Below are 15875 nucleotides of genomic sequence, written 5' to 3'. Positions count from 1 at the left end.
TTTTTTAATAGCTGGCTTTCTGTGCCAGCAGCGTGGCAAAGCGGTACTTAATGCGATTACCGTTTTCGTCGCGGCGATGCAACTCGCCCACATCCTCGTTGTACTTCACGATATGCCAGTTACGGTAATAATGGCTCAGCTCACCGGATTTAAAGGTGAACGGAAAATTCTGCGAGTTCGGGTAATCTTCCGTGCTCATCGCTGCCACAATCAGGTTGAAGCCGTATTTCACCGTGCTGGCCTGCATATCGGCAATCAGCTGCGGAATGGTCTCCGGCTGCAGGAACATCATCACCACGGTCGACAGCACAAACTGATAGCCGCCGTTGAAGCGAACCTGATTGAGATCGCACAGTTCAGTGCGAATGTTCTGCAGATTCTCTTCCTGGATAATGCCATTCAGCCGCTCAAGGCTTTGGGGATTGCTGTCCCAGGCCGTCACGTCAAAGCCATGTTGATTCAGGAACAGGCTATTACGGCCTTGTCCGCAGCCCAAATCCAGCGCCTTACCCACTTCCAGTTTTGGCAGGGCGGCCAGCACTTCGGAGTGGGTGGGCGTCAGGCCATATTTTTCCGTATAAAAGTTATCGGGACGGTTTGTCATAGTGATACAGCGGGCCAGCAGCCCGCGTTACTCCTCTTCCAGCGTCAGTTTCCAGCCAGTCACATCATTCCAGTAAGCCTGTTCGCGCTCCAAATCCAGCTGCACCAAGGTATTCTGGCTCAGATAACCACTAGGGAATTTCAGCGTCCAGTTGCCGTCATCCGTGGTCAGCTTCAGCGAATCAGGTTTGGTGGTGGCCTGGCGCTGATTATTCAGCAAGGTGCCCAGGCGCAGCAGGAACACCATCGGTAGAAACTGTTTCTTTTTAAACAAGGTGAAACGTGGCATCTCATCCTGCTTCACCGCTTTACGATGGTAGCGTACCAGCGTGGCCAGCAGCATCTGTTGATCCTGATTAAAGCCAGGCATGTTCGAGTTTTGCAGGATGTAAGCTGAATGGCGCTGCATGCCACTGTGATTGATGGTCAACCCCACTTCATGCAGCAGCGCAGCCCATTTCAACAGGGCGGAAAGCTGTGGATTGGCTTGTTTCGGGTTCTGATCCAGCCACTGCAGGTAGAGCTGCTCGGTGGTTTCCAGTACCCGACGCGCCTGATCGCTATCAATGGCGTAATGATTGGCCAGACTCTGCGCGGTGCGGCTACGAATATCCTGATGGCGGAAACGACCCTCCATCTCATACAGCACGCCTTCACGCAGTGCGCCATCCGACAGGCGCAACTCGCGGATCGCCAGCGCATCAAATACACCGCAAAGAATTGCCAGGCCCGGCACAAACACGGCTTTACGCTCTTCCGACAAGCCCGGCAGGCTCAGCGCATTGAAAGACTTATGCTTCAACACCTCGGTGACCAACATCTCCAGCGTCTCTGGGGTGATCAGTTTTTCTTTCTCACCCATCGCCAGCAGCACTTCACAGGCCGCTTTGATCGAACCCGACGCGCCTAAAGCGTATTGCCAGCCATGTAAACGATACTGCCAGGCCATGGTTTCCAGCTTCTGCGCCGCCGACAAACGTGCACGACGGAAGTTCTCTGGCGAGATTTCTCCTTTCGGGAAATAGAGATTGGCAAAGCTGACGCAGCCCATGCGGCGGCTTTCGACCAGTTGCGGCTCGAAATCTTCACCGATCACCAACTCCGTCGAGCCACCACCGATGTCGATTACCAGTTTGCGGCCTTTCTCCGGCTGAGTATGTTCCACGCCCATGAAGATTAAACGCGCTTCTTCATTGCCGGATATCACCTCAATCGGGTAGGGGATCACTTCGGCAGCACGCTGCAGGAACTCTTCCGCATTGGTAGCAATACGCAGCGTGTGCGTGCCGACAATGGTCACGTTCGCCGCGCTGAACCCTTGCAGCCGCTCTGCAAACAGTGCAAGGCAGCTCAGGCCGCGCTCCATCGCCTCATCACTCAGGCGATTTTGCGCATCCAACCCATCGGCCAGATGCACGCGCTGTTTCAGACGCCCCAACACCTGCATCGCGCCATCCACCACACGGGCGATCACCATGTGGAAACTGTTTGACCCGAGGTCGATGGCCGCAAATTCCTGCGGTTTTGGCGTACTTTTATGGGAAATTGGCATAGGCGTTATTCGGGTTGTTCCAGTTTCTTGATGTAATCATAAATGGCCAGCTGCGACCGCACCTTCTTGCGATTGCCGCGCGGAACATAACGGTTACTCAGTTCTTTGTCCACGATGCGGGCTTTCACCGTATCACTCAACAGAATGGCGATAATATCCAGAATGCGCTGCTTCACCCGCGGATCGAGAATCGCCACGGCCACCTCAATACGGTGATCGATATTACGCGTCATCCAGTCTGCGGAAGAGAGGTACACTTTTTTCTCGCCGCCACTCTCAAAAATATAGACGCGGTCGTGCTCCAGATAACGGTCAACGATGCTGGTGATGCGAATATTTTCGCTGATGCCCGGTAAATCAGGGATCAGAGAGCACATGCCGCGCACCAGTAGGTTAATTTTCACGCCTGCTGCGGAAGCCGCATACAGCCGATCAACCAGGCCGTTATCCACCAGGTTATTGATTTTAAGCGTAATGCCCGCCGGTTTCTTCTGCTGGGCGTTGGCAATCTCAGCATCAATCAACTTATACAACATGTCGCGCGAGTTTTGCGGCGATACCAGCAGATGCTCGAACGTCACCGGGCGATATGGGTTTTCAATAAAGTTAAACACGCGGCGCACTTCGTTGGTGATACGCGCATCGGCAGTCAGCAATGAATAGTCAGTATAAATGCGTGCGGTTTTTTCGTTGAAGTTACCGGTGCCGATATGCGCATAACGCACGATTTCATCGCCTTCGCGACGTGAAATCAGGAACAGCTTGGCGTGAATTTTCAGACCAGGCGCGGAGAAGATCACGTGCACGCCCGCTTCCGTCAGGCGTTTTGCCCAGCGGATGTTGGCTTCTTCATCGAAGCGCGCCTGCAACTCCACCACCACGGTGACTTTTTTACCGTTATAGGCGGCGTGAATCATCGCATCCATGATGCGCGAGTTTTTGGCCACGCGATAAATGTTGATCTTAATCGCCAGCACGCTTGGGTCGAACGACGCCTGACGCAGCAGTTCCAGCACGTGCTCAAAGGTGTGATACGGATAATAGAGCAGCACATCGCGATTGCGGATGGCGTCAAAACCGTTGCGGAAGCCGTCAAAACCGATGTGGCGAATCTGCGGCAGCGCGCGGTTTTCAAGGTTGGCTTTGCCGACATTCGGGAAGCCGATAAAGTCTTTAAAGTTGTGATAGCGGCCGCCCGGTACAATGGAGTCGTAATTGGAAATCGACAGCTTGTGGCGCAGCATTTCTACCATCGCATCCGGCATATCACGCTGATAAACAAAACGGACCGGCTCAGCATTCAGACGCTGCTTAAGGCTGGATGACATCAATTCCAGCAGGCTCGATTCCATTTCGGTGACCAGATCGTATTCGGCGTCACGCGTCATTTTCATCGAATAGGCATTCAGCGCATCGTAATCGAAGAAGCCTTTGAAAATTTCGTCCAGGCAATAGCGCAAAATGTTATCGAGTAGAATCATCGGCTTACGACGACGCGGTGATTCGGCAGGCAGATTAATAAAACGCGGCACCTTATCGGACGGAATCTCCAGCAGCGCATAGCGAATATCGTCGCCGCGAATAATTTCGACCGCCAGATAGGTGTAGTCGTCTTTAAGGAATTCAATCAGGTCGGTGTCGTGATTGATCAGAATCGGCGTAACGTGCTGGCGTAATTGATGTTTGAAGTAATAGCGCAGCCACTCTTGCTGATTCGGCGACAGTTGACGCTCGTTAATCAGGAAGATCTGATTACGCGCCATCTCCAGCAGCAGGTCGTTGTACAGTGCATCGAATTCCTGATCCGATTTCTGCACCCGCAGCTGAATTTTTTTCAATATATGGCGTAACGTCGTCGGCGTACCTTGCTCTTCACCAATCAGAATGCGACGTTTCAGATCGGCGAAGCGCACTTTGTAGAATTCTTCGAGATTGTTGGAATAGATACCGAGGAAGCGCATACGCTCAATCAGCGGGTTGGTTTTGTCCGCCGCTTCCTGCAAAACACGTTCGTTGAAGCTTAACCAGCTTAGTTCTTTTTCTATATACAGCTTTTCCTGACCCATTCTGACTCCGTGATGCTGTTGCTGGACGGATTGTCCGGCGGGATAATCGTAAAAATGCGCTCCCGCTCAGTGTCCGTCACCATTATGGCGAGAGTATGGCAAGCTTGTCCAACGCCAAAGGTTGTCTTATCAATCAGCTACGGGCAACATAGCGACGTGTCTTCACCTGTAACCTGGCCTGCATGAGCATAAACCGAATTCCTGTCCACTTTAGCGACCGCCGTCGACGCGCCACCGATCACGTTGTTCGTCGTGTGGTGACCGCGTGTGGCGTGGGCATTTTGCTGCTGATGCTACTGCTTTTCTTCTGGTTGATCTGGGTGGTGCTACCGCTTTTTAGCGCGCCTGGCATGCAAGCGACCACCAATTTGCAACTTTGGGATAAAGCCCCCGTGCTGGCCATGGGCAGCGACGGCCATCTTGGCTGGCGCATTAGCCGCAATGAAGCGCGTTTTATTCCGCTTGATGGACAACCTGCCACCGACGCCTTGCCGTTACCCGGCAAACCCGATGCCGCGGTGTACAGCAGCAACAGCAGTAGCGTATTACTCAATATGCAGGGCGCGCTGCTGTTGATGCAACCGCTGATCCACGACAACCACGGTGAATGGTATTTTCCATTCGGCGATCGCCCGCTGCAATTGAAGCAAGGGCCGGTGAGCAACATGGCGTTGGCTTCGCTGGGCGATCATCAGTGGCGTATCGCCGCGCAAACGCCCGCAGGCATCAGCCTGATGACGTTAGAAAATCAGCAAACCCTCAATCAAATTCTACTGCCGCAGCAACAAGCCGATCATTTGCTGTTGTCGCCCGACGGCAAGCTGCTCTACGCCAGTGAAGGGCGTTTACTGCGTGTGTGGGAGATCACCGCAGAGGGCGTACAACTGCGCGAAACCCAAACGCTCAATCAGCGTCCGCAGAGCCTGCATATTCTTACCGGCGGACAGACTCTGTTAATTCAGGATACCCAAGGCGTAAATCAGTGGTTTGCGATTGCGAGTGATAAAGGCCCGCGCCTGCAGGAGATTCACACCTTCAACAACAGTAAAGATGCAGTGAGTATTGTGCCCGAGCCGCAGCGTCGCGTGTTTGCCACCTTTAATCATGCCGGTGAGGTCAAACTGTTTGCCAGTAAACAACAGGGGCCGATTCTGACTCGCCAACTGGCACCAGGCATTCAGGCGCTGGCGTTTGCACCGCGCGGGGATGCACTGATTGTTGAGCGCGATGGGCAGTGGCAACAATTTGCTCTGGATAATCCGTGGCCCGATTTCACCTGGCGAAACCTGTGGCAGAAAATCTGGTACGAAAACTATCCGCAACCGGATTGGGTGTGGCAATCCACGGCGGCGGGAGACAGCTATCAAGCCAAATTCAGCCTGATACCGATGGTGGTTGGCACGCTGAAAGCCGCTGCGCTGGCTCTGCTGTTCGCCACGCCTCTGGCACTGGCCGCAGCAATGTATACCGCCTGGTTTATGTCGCCGGGATTACGGCGCTGGGTGAAGCCCGGCATTGAAATGATGGGTGCGTTGCCGAGCGTGGTGATCGGACTGATTGCCGGCGTGTGGCTGGCACCGCATATCAGTACTGCGCTGGTGGGTGTGTTGCTGTTGCCGCTGGTGCTGGCCGCAACATTGTTGCTCTGTGGCGTGCTCAGTCCGCATCTGCCACTCCGCTGGCGGCGCCCTGGTTTTGAAGTGATTTTGTTGCTGCCGGTGTTGCTGGTGGTGACGTTGTTGACACTGTGGCTGCCAACGCAGTTGTGGCCGAACATTGGGGAGCAGCTCGCGCATTACGAGCAGCGCAACTTACTGATCGCCGGGCTGGCGATGGGGTTCGCCTTAGTGCCGTTGATTTTCACCCTGTCAGAAGATGCCTTATTCAGTGTGCCGGGGGCGTTAGGGCAGGGATCGCTGGCATTAGGCGCAACGCCATGGCAAACCCTGACGCGTGTGGTGTTGCCTGGCGCATCGGCGGGGATCTTTGCGGCCTTGATGATCGGCTTTGGCCGCGCGGTGGGTGAAACCATGATTGTGCTGATGGCCACCGGAAACACGCCGGTCAGTGAAGGCGGGTTGTTTGCGGGCTTGCGTGCGCTCTCTGCCAATATCGCGATCGAAATGCCGGAGGCGGCAGCGGGCAGCGCTCATTATCGTATCCTGTTCCTCAGTGCGCTTTTACTGCTGATGTTTACGCTGGTGATCAACACCGTGGCGGAGTTGATTCGTCAGCGCCTGCGTCAACGTTACAGCCAGCATGAGGGACAGGGATGAAAGCGATGCGTCAAAACGATCGCTGGCGCTGGCTCACGGCCGGTGCGGTGGCGGTGTGCCTGCTGGCGTTTACCTTGTTAATTGGCTTGCTGGGCTGGCAGGGCGTGCGCGCCTTCTGGCCGCAACCGGTCGATCAATATCTTTTCCAGCCACCGGAAGGGCCAGCGGTAATGGTGCTGGGTGAGACCTTGCACAAACAGCCGCAGGGCGAGCAGTGGCGCTATGTGGTGAAAACCGGCAACCGTGATTTTGCCGCACCGGATTTTCGCGTGCTGTACAGTCAGGGCGCGGCGAAAACCCGTCGCCCGGCGGATGTCATTGTTCTGCAACGCCGCAGCGGCGGTAACGCCTACGGCTGGCTGATTGAGTTGCGTGAAGATAACGAAGTGTTGACCGCGCGTGACCGTGATGCGCTGCTGCATCAGCGTTTGACGCAGGTGCATGAGCAGCTGCGCCAGGCCAGTCACATTCGTCGCGTGCAGATGGCGCGTCTCAATGCCCAGTTGGAAAGCCTGCAGCAGCAAGCCGATGAGCAGCAGCGTCACGGGACCTTTACCTTGCAGGAGCAGTCGGAGTTTGATGCTAACAGCTCTGCGCTGCATCGCCGCTTTAGCGAGTTAGCCCAGCAGCTGACTCGTCTGCAGCAGCAAAGCCAGCGCGATAGCCTGGTGCTGCGTGATGTGCAGGGCCAGGATCACATTATTCCTTTGGCACAGATGGTGGACGCCTGGTATCCCAATGCGATGTCTTTCGGCCAGCAACTCCAGCACTTCTTCAGCCAGATTTGGCAGTTTGTCAGTGACTCGCCGACATCGGGCGGTGGTGAGAGCGGGGCCTTCCCGGCGATCTTTGGCACCGTGCTGATGGTGCTGCTGATGTCGATCATCGTTATGCCGTTGGGCGTGGTAGCCGCGGTGTGGCTGCATGAATACGCCGGACGCAACGCGCTGACCCGCCTGGTGCGCATCGCCGTTGTGAATCTGGCGGGGGTGCCGTCGATTGTTTATGGTGTGTTTGGTCTCGGTTTCTTTGTCTGGTTGATTGGCGGCACCATCGACCAACTGCTGTTCTCACGCTCACTGCCCAATCCCACTTTTGGTACGCCAGGCTTGCTTTGGGCAGCGTTGACGCTGGCACTGTTAACCTTGCCAGTGGTAATTGTTGCTACCGAAGAGGGCTTGTCACGTATTCCAGATAATCTGCGTCAGGGATCACTGGCGCTGGGAGCAACGCAAGCGGAAACGCTGTGGCGCGTGGTACTGCCGTTGGCCGTTCCGGCGATGCTGACGGGCCTGATTTTGGCCGTTGCGCGCGCGGCGGGTGAAACCGCGCCCTTGATGCTGGTGGGTGTAGTGAAAATGGCCCCTGAATTGCCGGTCGATGCGGTTTTCCCTTATCTGCATCTTGATCGCAAATTTATGCACCTCGGATTTCAGATTTACGATTTGGCCTTCCAGAGTCCAAACATCGATGCTGATCGACCCTTGGTTTACGCCACCGCGCTGTTGCTGGTGGTGATCATCCTGTCGCTCAATTTGCTGGCCATGGCGTTGCGCCATCGTCTGCGTGAGCGTTACCGGCTAATGACGCACTAAAAAGGTTTTGAGATGACGTCCGATTACGACATCGCGTTAACCGTCAACCAGCTGTCGCTGTGGTACGGCGAGCGCCAGGCGCTAAACAGTATTGATTTACAGATCCCGAAGAACCGCATCACGGCGCTGATCGGTCCCTCTGGCTGTGGTAAATCGACGCTGTTGCGCTGCTTTAATCGCATGAATGATGTGATTGACCGCTGTCGCATTGAGGGCGAAATTCTGCTCGACCAACATGCGGTGATGCAGGCGAATCAGGATCTGCCAGCATTGCGCCGCCGTATTGGTATGGTGTTCCAGCGGCCGAATCCGTTCCCGAAATCGATCTACGAAAACGTGGTGTATGGCTTGCGTCTGCAAGGTGTGCGCGATCGTCGTGTACTGAATGAAGCCTGCGAACGTGCGCTGCGCGCTGCGGCCCTGTGGAGTGAAGTAAAGGATCAACTGGGGCAGAATGCGCTGACCCTTTCCAGCGGTCAGCAGCAGCGCTTGGTGATTGCGCGCGCAATCGCGATTGAGCCGGAAGTTTTACTGCTGGATGAGCCGACGTCGGCGCTTGATCCCATTTCCACGTTAGTGATCGAGGAGCTGATGACCACACTGAAGCAGCATTTCACGCTGGTGCTGGTGACGCACAACATGCAGCAGGCGGCGCGCGTGTCGGATTACACGGCGTTTATGCATAACGGCCAGTTAGTGGAGTTCGATGAAACCGATCGGATATTTACGTCACCGAGAGCACGAAAAACGGAAGATTATATTACGGGGCGGTTTGGTTGATTCATTCTATGATCTGTAGCGGCGCAATTTATTGCGCTGAGTTTTGCGCACATAAAAAAACAGCGCGATAAATCGCGCCGCTACGATATGTGCTTACCTGTATTCGGTGCGCATTTATGCGTACCAAAACTTCAGTCGTGTGCGTATCCAGCAGGCGGCAACGGTTGCCCATCCAGCCAGGCTTTCCCTTCACGCATCTGCAAACGTCCATCGACAAACCAGCTAATCACCAGTGGATAGATCGCATGTTCCTGATGCTGCACGCGTGCGGTGATCTCTTCTTCGTCATCTTCAGCAAACACCGGTACGCGCGCCTGCAGAATCACCGGTCCGCCATCCAGCTCATCGGTGACAAAGTGTACCGAGGTGCCGTGCTCCTCATCGCCATTTTCTAATGCCTGGCGATGAGTATGCAGTCCGGGATATTTCGGCAACAGCGACGGATGGATATTCACCAGCCGGTCGTGATAATGCGCGACAAACGCTTGGCTGAGGATGCGCATATAACCGGCCAACACCACCAGATCCGGCGCATAAGCGTCGATTTCCTGCATCAGTTGGCGATCAAAGGCATCACGGTCGGCGAAATCACTGGCGGCGAGGGCATGGCCAGGTACGTTCGCGTCCTGCGCACGGGTTAAACCATAAGCCGAAGCTTTATTACTGAAAACGGCAGCGACGCTGCCGTTGACACGCCCGCTTGCGCAGGCGTCAAGGATGGACTGAAGATTGCTTCCGTTGCCGGAGATCAGTACAACCAGTTTTTTCATGGATTAATAACCACACGCTCTTCAGAGTCAGAGGCTTTAATCACACCGATTTTCCACGCTTTCTCGCCTGCGTCGCTCATCAGCTGTACCGCTTTATCGGCATCCGCCGGGCTCAGCGCGATGATCATACCCACGCCGCAGTTAAAGGTACGGTACATTTCGTGACGGCTCACGTTGCCCGCTTGCTGCAACCAGCTGAACACGGACGGCCACTGCCAGCTTTTCTCGTCCAGCACCGCCTGGGTGTTGTCTGGCAGCACGCGAGGAATGTTTTCCCAGAAGCCGCCACCGGTCAGGTGAGAAATGGCGTGTACATCAACCTGTTCGATCAGGCTCAGGATGTTTTTCACGTAGATGCGGGTCGGTGCCAGCAGGTGATCGGCCAGTGGTTTGCCATCCAGCTGTTTGGTTTCTGGATTGGTCTGGCTAACTTCCAGAATTTTGCGCACCAGGGAATAACCGTTCGAGTGCGGGCCGCTGGAACCCAGCGCGATCAGCACGTCGCCGTCCTGCACTTTCGAACCGTCAATGATTTCTGATTTCTCTACCACGCCAACGCAGAACCCGGCCACGTCGTAATCTTCGCCGTGGTACATGCCTGGCATCTCAGCAGTTTCACCGCCGACCAGCGCACAGCCTGACTGCAAGCAACCTTCGGCGATGCCGGTGATCACTGCTGATGCGGTGTCCACATCCAGTTTGCCGGTCGCGTAGTAGTCAAGGAAGAACAGTGGCTCAGCGCCCTGAACAATCAAATCGTTCACACACATCGCAACCAGATCGATACCGATGCTGTCATGACGCTTGAGGTCCATTGCCAGACGCAGCTTGGTGCCGACGCCATCGGTTCCAGAGACCAGCACAGGCTCGCGGTATTTCTGCGGCAGCGCACAGAGCGCGCCAAAGCCACCCAATCCACCCATGACTTCCGGGCGGCGAGTTTTCTTTACTACGCCTTTGATACGGTCAACCAGATCGTTACCAGCATCGATATCAACACCGGCGTCTTTGTAGCTGAGAGAGGTTTTGTCGGTCACTGCGGAGTCCCCACGCGAATTGCGGTTGGTGGCAAAAATTAAGCGCGCTAATTCTACCAGTGCAGGCAAACGTTTGCGAGTCCCATCTCTCGCCGCTTTGCGCGGCGCTGATTTTTCGCTAATTCTTATGATCGAGCAAATTGCGCTAAGCCATTGACCAATGACAAGTGGCGCTGCGACAAAAAGGCGGTATAATCCGGCGATTTTTTTTAGCTCAACTCAATTCCGGGAGAACAATCATGAAGATCGTGGAAGTCAAACACCCGCTGGTCAAACATAAACTGGGCCTGATGCGTGAGCATGATATCAGCACCAAACGATTCCGCGAGCTGGCCTCGGAAGTCGGCAGCCTGCTGACTTATGAAGCCACTGCTGATTTGGCAACCGAGCGCGTGACCATTGAAGGCTGGAATGGCCCGGTCGACGTCGATCAAATCAAAGGTAAAAAGATCACCGTCGTTCCGATTCTGCGCGCTGGGCTGGGCATGATGGAAGGTGTGCTGGAGCACGTGCCAAGCGCGCGTATCAGCGTGGTGGGTGTGTACCGTGATGAAGAGACGCTGGAGCCGGTCCCGTACTTCCAGAAACTGGTCTCTAACATCGAAGAGCGCCTGGCGTTGGTGGTTGACCCGATGCTGGCGACCGGTGGTTCGATGATCGCCACTATCGATCTGCTGAAAAAAGCCGGCTGCAACAGCATTAAAGTGCTGGTATTAGTCGCCGCACCGGAAGGGATTGCCGCGCTGGAAAAAGCGCATCCGGACGTTGAGCTGTATACCGCGTCAATCGATCAGGGGTTAAACGAAAAAGGTTATATCATCCCTGGCCTCGGCGATGCCGGCGATAAGATTTTCGGAACTAAGTAATGATCGCTCCGGGCTATTTTGCTTGCCACTTTACCCCGGGCCTGCATCTGCAGGCAGAATATGCATTCGTATTATTTGAAAAATAGCATTTGAGTAGCCGACCAGAGAGTCGGCTTTTTTTTGGCAAAAACACAACAATCATCCCCAAGTCATTCGAGCCATGGCAAGGCGGCAAACGAGTTCATCCCGATGAGCTTACATCAGTAAGTGATTCGGGTGAACGAGAGCAGCCAACGCAGCCATGGTTTGAAGGACGCAGGGGAGAGGGGATAGATGATGACAAGACGTGCAATTGGTGTCGACGAACGTCCACCGCTGCTACAAACCATACCACTCAGCCTGCAACACCTGTTCGCCATGTTTGGTGCTACGGTGCTGGTGCCGATTCTGTTCCACATCAACCCGGCCACCGTGTTGCTGTTTAACGGCGTGGGTACGCTGCTGTATCTGTTTATCTGTAAAGGTAAAATCCCGGCGTATCTGGGATCAAGCTTTGCCTTTATTTCACCGGTGTTACTGCTGTTGCCACTGGGCTATGAAGTCGCACTAGGCGGCTTTATCCTGTGTGGATTCCTGTTCTGTGTGGTGGCGTTGATTGTCAAAAAAGCTGGCACCGGCTGGCTCGACGTGATGTTCCCGCCTGCGGCGATGGGGGCGATTGTGGCGGTTATCGGCCTGGAGTTGGCGGGTGTTGCGGCCAACATGGCGGGTCTGTTGCCTGCGGATGGCACATCACCTGACAGCAAAACCATTATCATCTCGATGGTGACGCTGGCGGTCACCGTGTTCGGTTCCGTGCTGTTCCGTGGCTTCCTTGCCATCATTCCGATTCTGATAGGCGTGCTGGCGGGTTATGCGCTCTCTTCCTTTATGGGCATTGTGAACTGGAGTTCAGTCGCGGATGCACCTTGGTTTGCCTTACCCACCTTCTACACACCACGCTTCGAATGGGCTGCCATGCTCACTATTCTGCCTGCTGCGCTGGTGGTGATTGCGGAGCACGTGGGTCACCTGGTGGTGACGGCGAACATCGTGAAAAAAGACCTGATCCGCGATCCGGGCCTGCACCGCTCCATGTTCGCCAACGGCTTATCCACCATGATCTCCGGTTTCTTCGGCTCCACGCCGAATACCACTTACGGCGAAAACATCGGCGTGATGGCCATTACCCGCGTTTACAGTACCTGGGTGATCGGCGGGGCGGCGATCTTCGCTATCCTGCTCTCTTGTGTAGGTAAACTGGCGGCCGCCATTCAGGCGATCCCGGTGCCCGTGATGGGCGGTGTTTCTCTGCTGCTGTACGGGGTGATTGGTGCTTCCGGTATTCGTGTGCTGATTGAATCCAAAGTGGATTACAACAAAGCGCAGAATCTGATTCTGACCTCGGTGATCCTGATCATCGGCGTGAGTGGCGCGAAAGTGCACATTGGTGCGGCAGAATTGAAAGGCATGGCGCTGGCGACCATTGTTGGCGTCGCGCTGGCTTTGATCTTCCGCGTCATCAACTTGTTACGTCCAGAAGAAGTGGTGCTGGATGCCGAAGAAAAGCGCCAGGCCTGATGCGCTTCGTCGGGCAGGGAAGCCCGGTTCATCTCTTGCAAAGATCGTGATAAACTTGCGCCGTTTTCTGCCTGCTCATCCGTTGAGGTACTTCTGAACACGCCGGCACAGCTTTCACTGCCACTCTATCTACCCGATGATGAAACCTTTGCCAGTTTCTGGCCGGGGGAAAATCCGTCTTTGCTGGCGGCGCTGCAAGGCGCACTTTCTCAGCAACACGGCAGCTATCTCTATTTTTGGTCCCGCGAAGGCGGTGGTCGTAGCCATCTATTGCATGCAGCCTGTGCGGAAATGTCCGCGCGCGGTGAAGCGGTGGGATATGTTCCGCTGGATAAGCGTACCTGGTTTGTGCCGGAAGTGTTAGACGGTATGGAGAACCTGGCGCTGGTGTGCATTGATAACATCGAATGTATTGCGGGCGATGCCGAGTGGGAAATGGCGATCTTCGATCTCTACAACCGCATTCTGGAAATCGGCAAAACGCGCCTGCTGATCACCGGCGATCGTCCTCCGCGCCAGTTGAATCTGGGGCTGCCGGATCTGGCTTCACGACTCGACTGGGGGCAAATTTATCGTTTGCAGCCGCTGTCGGATGAGGACAAATTGCAGGCGATGCAGCTGCGTGCAGGACTGCGTGGTTTTGAACTGCCCGAAGATGTCGGGCGTTTCCTGCTGAAACGCCTCGACCGCGAAATGCGTACCTTGTTTGACACCCTGGATCGGCTCGATCGCGCATCCATCAGCGCACAGCGCAAACTCACCATTCCCTTTGTCAAAGAGGCGCTGGAGCTTTAAATAATCTCCAGCACCGCTTCCGGCGGGCGGCCAATACGCGCTTTATCACCATTCAGGACGATCGGACGTTCGATCAGTTTGGGGTGATCCACCATCGCCTGCAGCAGCTGATCTTCACTCAGATTGCTGTCCGCAAGCTGCAACTCTTTATACAACTCTTCTTTACGGCGCATCAGGTCACGTGCGCTGCTCATACCCAGTTTTTTCAATAACGTTTTGAGTGTTGCCACATCAGGTGGCGTTTCCAGATACAGCACGACATCCGGCTGAATGCCTTTCTCTTGCAACAGCGCCAGGGTTTCACGGCTCTTGCTGCAACGCGGGTTGTGATAAATGCTGACCATTGTTAAATATCCTTTTTCAGGTGCGCATTAATGCGCACACGACATTACCCTTTCTGATACTGACGGAAGCGTTTTTGCAGTTCGCGGAACTGATCAATACGCGCATCGTAACGTGCCTGTTTCAGGCTGCCGAGTGGCACCTGCGCACTGGCGCTGCTTAAGGTGGTAATCGCCTGGTCGAGCTGACCATTCAGTGCCAGACCTTCAGCGCGAGCGGAGAGTTCTTCATCACGCAGCCCCTGAGCCGCCGAAGCTTGTGCCAGCAAGTCCCAGGCGTTGACGTCGTCCGGGTGCGCGAAGGTATAGCGGTTCAAAATACGGCTGGCGTTGGCCGGTTGCTTCGCCTCGACATACGCATTGGCGAGGTTGAGTTGCAGTACCGGATTGGTGTTGCTGCCTTTGGCGCTGGTCAACATGCTGATCGCTTGCTGCGGTTGGTTCAGACCAATATCAATATCCGTCATGATATCCAAAAACCAGATGTTATCCGGCTGTTTTGCCAGCATCGGGGCGATGATCTTCTTCGCGCTGTCGAAGCTTTTCGCCTGTAAAAACTGGACGGCTTTGCCGTATTGCGAGGCCATCTGTTCACGTGAGTTGCCTTTGGCGTACTCATTAAGCAGATCGTCGGTGAGCTGGTTACGTCCCGTGGCGTACATGCCAAGTGCACGGACTTTTGCCATATAGAAGCCTTCGGATGACTGCACCACCACCGGGCGCATCTGGTTAGCGCGGTTGCGCGCATCCGCCAGACGACTGTCGGGTAACGGGTGCGTCAGTAAAATTTCCGGCGGCTTGGACGAGAAGCGGCTTTGATCGGCCAGTTTTTGCAAGAAGGCGGGCATTGCTTGCGGATCAAAGCCAGCACGTTGTAAGACCTGAATGCCGATGCGGTCCGCTTCCTGCTCGTTGGATTGGGTAAAGCTGATCATCCCCTGTTGGGTACCGGCCAGTGTACCGGTCAGTGCCGCCATCCCGGCTTGTGGGCTGGCGATCGCCAGCAGGATGGAACCCAGCGCACCCACCCACGTCAACGGCGCATTGCGCTTCTGTTCTTCCATCGCGCGGGCCAGATGGCGTTGGGTGACGTGGGAAATTTCGTGCGCCATTACCGATGCCAGCTGGCTTTCATTGTCGGTATAGCGGAACAGCGAGGAATGTAGCACCACATTGCCGCCAAAAAAGGCAAAGGCGTTCAGTTCATCGTTCTGAATGAGGAAGAAGTGGAATGGCGTGCGGACGGAGTTAGCATGAGCAACTAAACGCTGTCCGAGTTCATTAATATATTGATTCAACAGCGGATCGTTAATCAGTGGCGCACTGGCACGCAGTTGGCGCACGTAGAAATCGCCAATTTGCAGTTCCTGATTTATCGACAGCGTCGAACCTGCGGTAGTGCCCATATCGGGCAGGTTATCACTCACATCAGCGCGAACCGAGAGCGCAGGTGTCAGCAGCAGCGTAGGAATAAGGGCCGCCAGCACTGATTTCTTCAACCGGTTAAACATGCCTTGATCCTGTAAAAGTCACCTGAAGTTGGACAGGTAAGTCGTTCAAATGTTCTGCGTATGCGTTCCTTTGACGCAGCGGTTCTATCTTAGCCAGTGCGGGATGGCACGCAAGGTGAAATC

Annotated in this window: 13 protein-coding genes; 6 read left to right on the top strand and 7 right to left on the bottom strand. The window is 55.0% G+C overall.

Annotated features, from left to right (window positions below):
- Positions 1-4: 4 nt before the first annotated feature.
- From tehB to ppk1, 3 genes are read right to left on the bottom strand one after another with little or no spacing between them, the layout of a single operon-like run.
- Positions 5-604, bottom strand: a complete 600-nt coding sequence (tehB, locus tag PSSD_RS00150; RefSeq protein ID WP_058968016.1) for a tellurite resistance methyltransferase TehB — start codon at positions 602-604, stop codon at positions 5-7.
- Positions 605-631: 27 nt separating this feature from the next.
- Positions 632-2155: an exopolyphosphatase gene (ppx, locus tag PSSD_RS00145; RefSeq protein ID WP_058968015.1), complete on the bottom strand. Its 1524-nt coding sequence runs from the start codon at positions 2153-2155 to the stop codon at positions 632-634.
- 5 nt (positions 2156-2160) lie between these two features.
- Positions 2161-4221, bottom strand: a complete 2061-nt coding sequence (gene ppk1 / locus PSSD_RS00140; protein ID WP_039329808.1) for a polyphosphate kinase 1 — start codon at positions 4219-4221, stop codon at positions 2161-2163.
- Between the two features lie 182 nt (positions 4222-4403).
- Here ppk1 and PSSD_RS00135 point away from each other — a divergent pair, with 182 nt between their 5' ends.
- The 3 genes from PSSD_RS00135 to pstB are packed head-to-tail and all read left to right on the top strand — an operon-like array spanning position 4404 to position 8872.
- Positions 4404-6497 carry an ABC transporter permease subunit gene (locus tag PSSD_RS00135; protein ID WP_058968014.1) on the top strand — a complete coding sequence of 698 codons (2094 nt, stop codon included), beginning with the start codon at positions 4404-4406 and terminating at the stop codon, positions 6495-6497.
- Complete coding sequence (pstA, locus tag PSSD_RS00130) at positions 6494-8092, top strand: phosphate ABC transporter permease PstA (protein ID WP_058968013.1); 1599 nt, start codon at positions 6494-6496, stop codon at positions 8090-8092. The genes PSSD_RS00135 and pstA overlap by 4 nt, the downstream gene beginning before the upstream one ends.
- 12 nt (positions 8093-8104) lie before the next feature.
- Positions 8105-8872, top strand: coding sequence for a phosphate ABC transporter ATP-binding protein PstB (gene pstB, locus PSSD_RS00125; RefSeq protein ID WP_058968012.1), 768 nt, complete (start codon positions 8105-8107; stop codon positions 8870-8872).
- Positions 8873-9003: 131 nt separating this feature from the next.
- Here the strand turns inward: pstB and purN are convergent, their stop codons facing one another.
- On the bottom strand, positions 9004-9642 hold the full coding sequence (gene purN, locus PSSD_RS00120; protein ID WP_039329800.1) for a phosphoribosylglycinamide formyltransferase: 639 nt from the start codon (positions 9640-9642) through the stop codon (positions 9004-9006).
- Positions 9639-10679 (bottom strand): phosphoribosylformylglycinamidine cyclo-ligase, encoded by a 1041-nt coding sequence (gene purM / locus PSSD_RS00115; RefSeq protein WP_039329968.1) that lies wholly within the window; start codon positions 10677-10679, stop codon positions 9639-9641. The genes purN and purM overlap by 4 nt, the downstream gene beginning before the upstream one ends.
- Positions 10680-10918: 239 nt before the next feature.
- Here purM and upp point away from each other — a divergent pair, with 239 nt between their 5' ends.
- The 3 genes from upp (at position 10919) to hda (ending at position 13900) form a co-directional block, all read left to right on the top strand.
- On the top strand, positions 10919-11545 hold the full coding sequence (upp, locus tag PSSD_RS00110) for a uracil phosphoribosyltransferase (protein WP_034825735.1): 627 nt from the start codon (positions 10919-10921) through the stop codon (positions 11543-11545).
- Between the two features lie 276 nt (positions 11546-11821).
- Positions 11822-13105, top strand: a complete 1284-nt coding sequence (uraA, locus tag PSSD_RS00105; RefSeq protein WP_058968160.1) for a uracil permease — start codon at positions 11822-11824, stop codon at positions 13103-13105.
- Between the two features lie 93 nt (positions 13106-13198).
- On the top strand, positions 13199-13900 hold the full coding sequence (hda, locus tag PSSD_RS00100; protein ID WP_039329796.1) for a DnaA inactivator Hda: 702 nt from the start codon (positions 13199-13201) through the stop codon (positions 13898-13900).
- Here the strand turns inward: hda and arsC are convergent.
- Together arsC and bepA are read right to left on the bottom strand one after the other, a co-directional pair.
- On the bottom strand, positions 13897-14244 hold the full coding sequence (gene arsC / locus PSSD_RS00095; protein ID WP_058968011.1) for an arsenate reductase (glutaredoxin): 348 nt from the start codon (positions 14242-14244) through the stop codon (positions 13897-13899). The two genes, hda and arsC, sit on opposite strands and share 4 nt — an antisense overlap.
- 44 nt (positions 14245-14288) lie before the next feature.
- On the bottom strand, positions 14289-15752 hold the full coding sequence (gene bepA / locus PSSD_RS00090; RefSeq protein ID WP_058968010.1) for a beta-barrel assembly-enhancing protease: 1464 nt from the start codon (positions 15750-15752) through the stop codon (positions 14289-14291).
- Positions 15753-15875 lie beyond the last annotated feature (123 nt).

It is taken from the genome of Type-D symbiont of Plautia stali (genome assembly GCF_001485335.1).
Taxonomy (GTDB): Bacteria; Pseudomonadota; Gammaproteobacteria; order Enterobacterales; family Enterobacteriaceae; genus Pantoea; species Pantoea vagans_C.
Note: the sequence above shows the minus strand (reverse complement) of the source record. Positions and strands in the feature narration are given on the sequence as shown.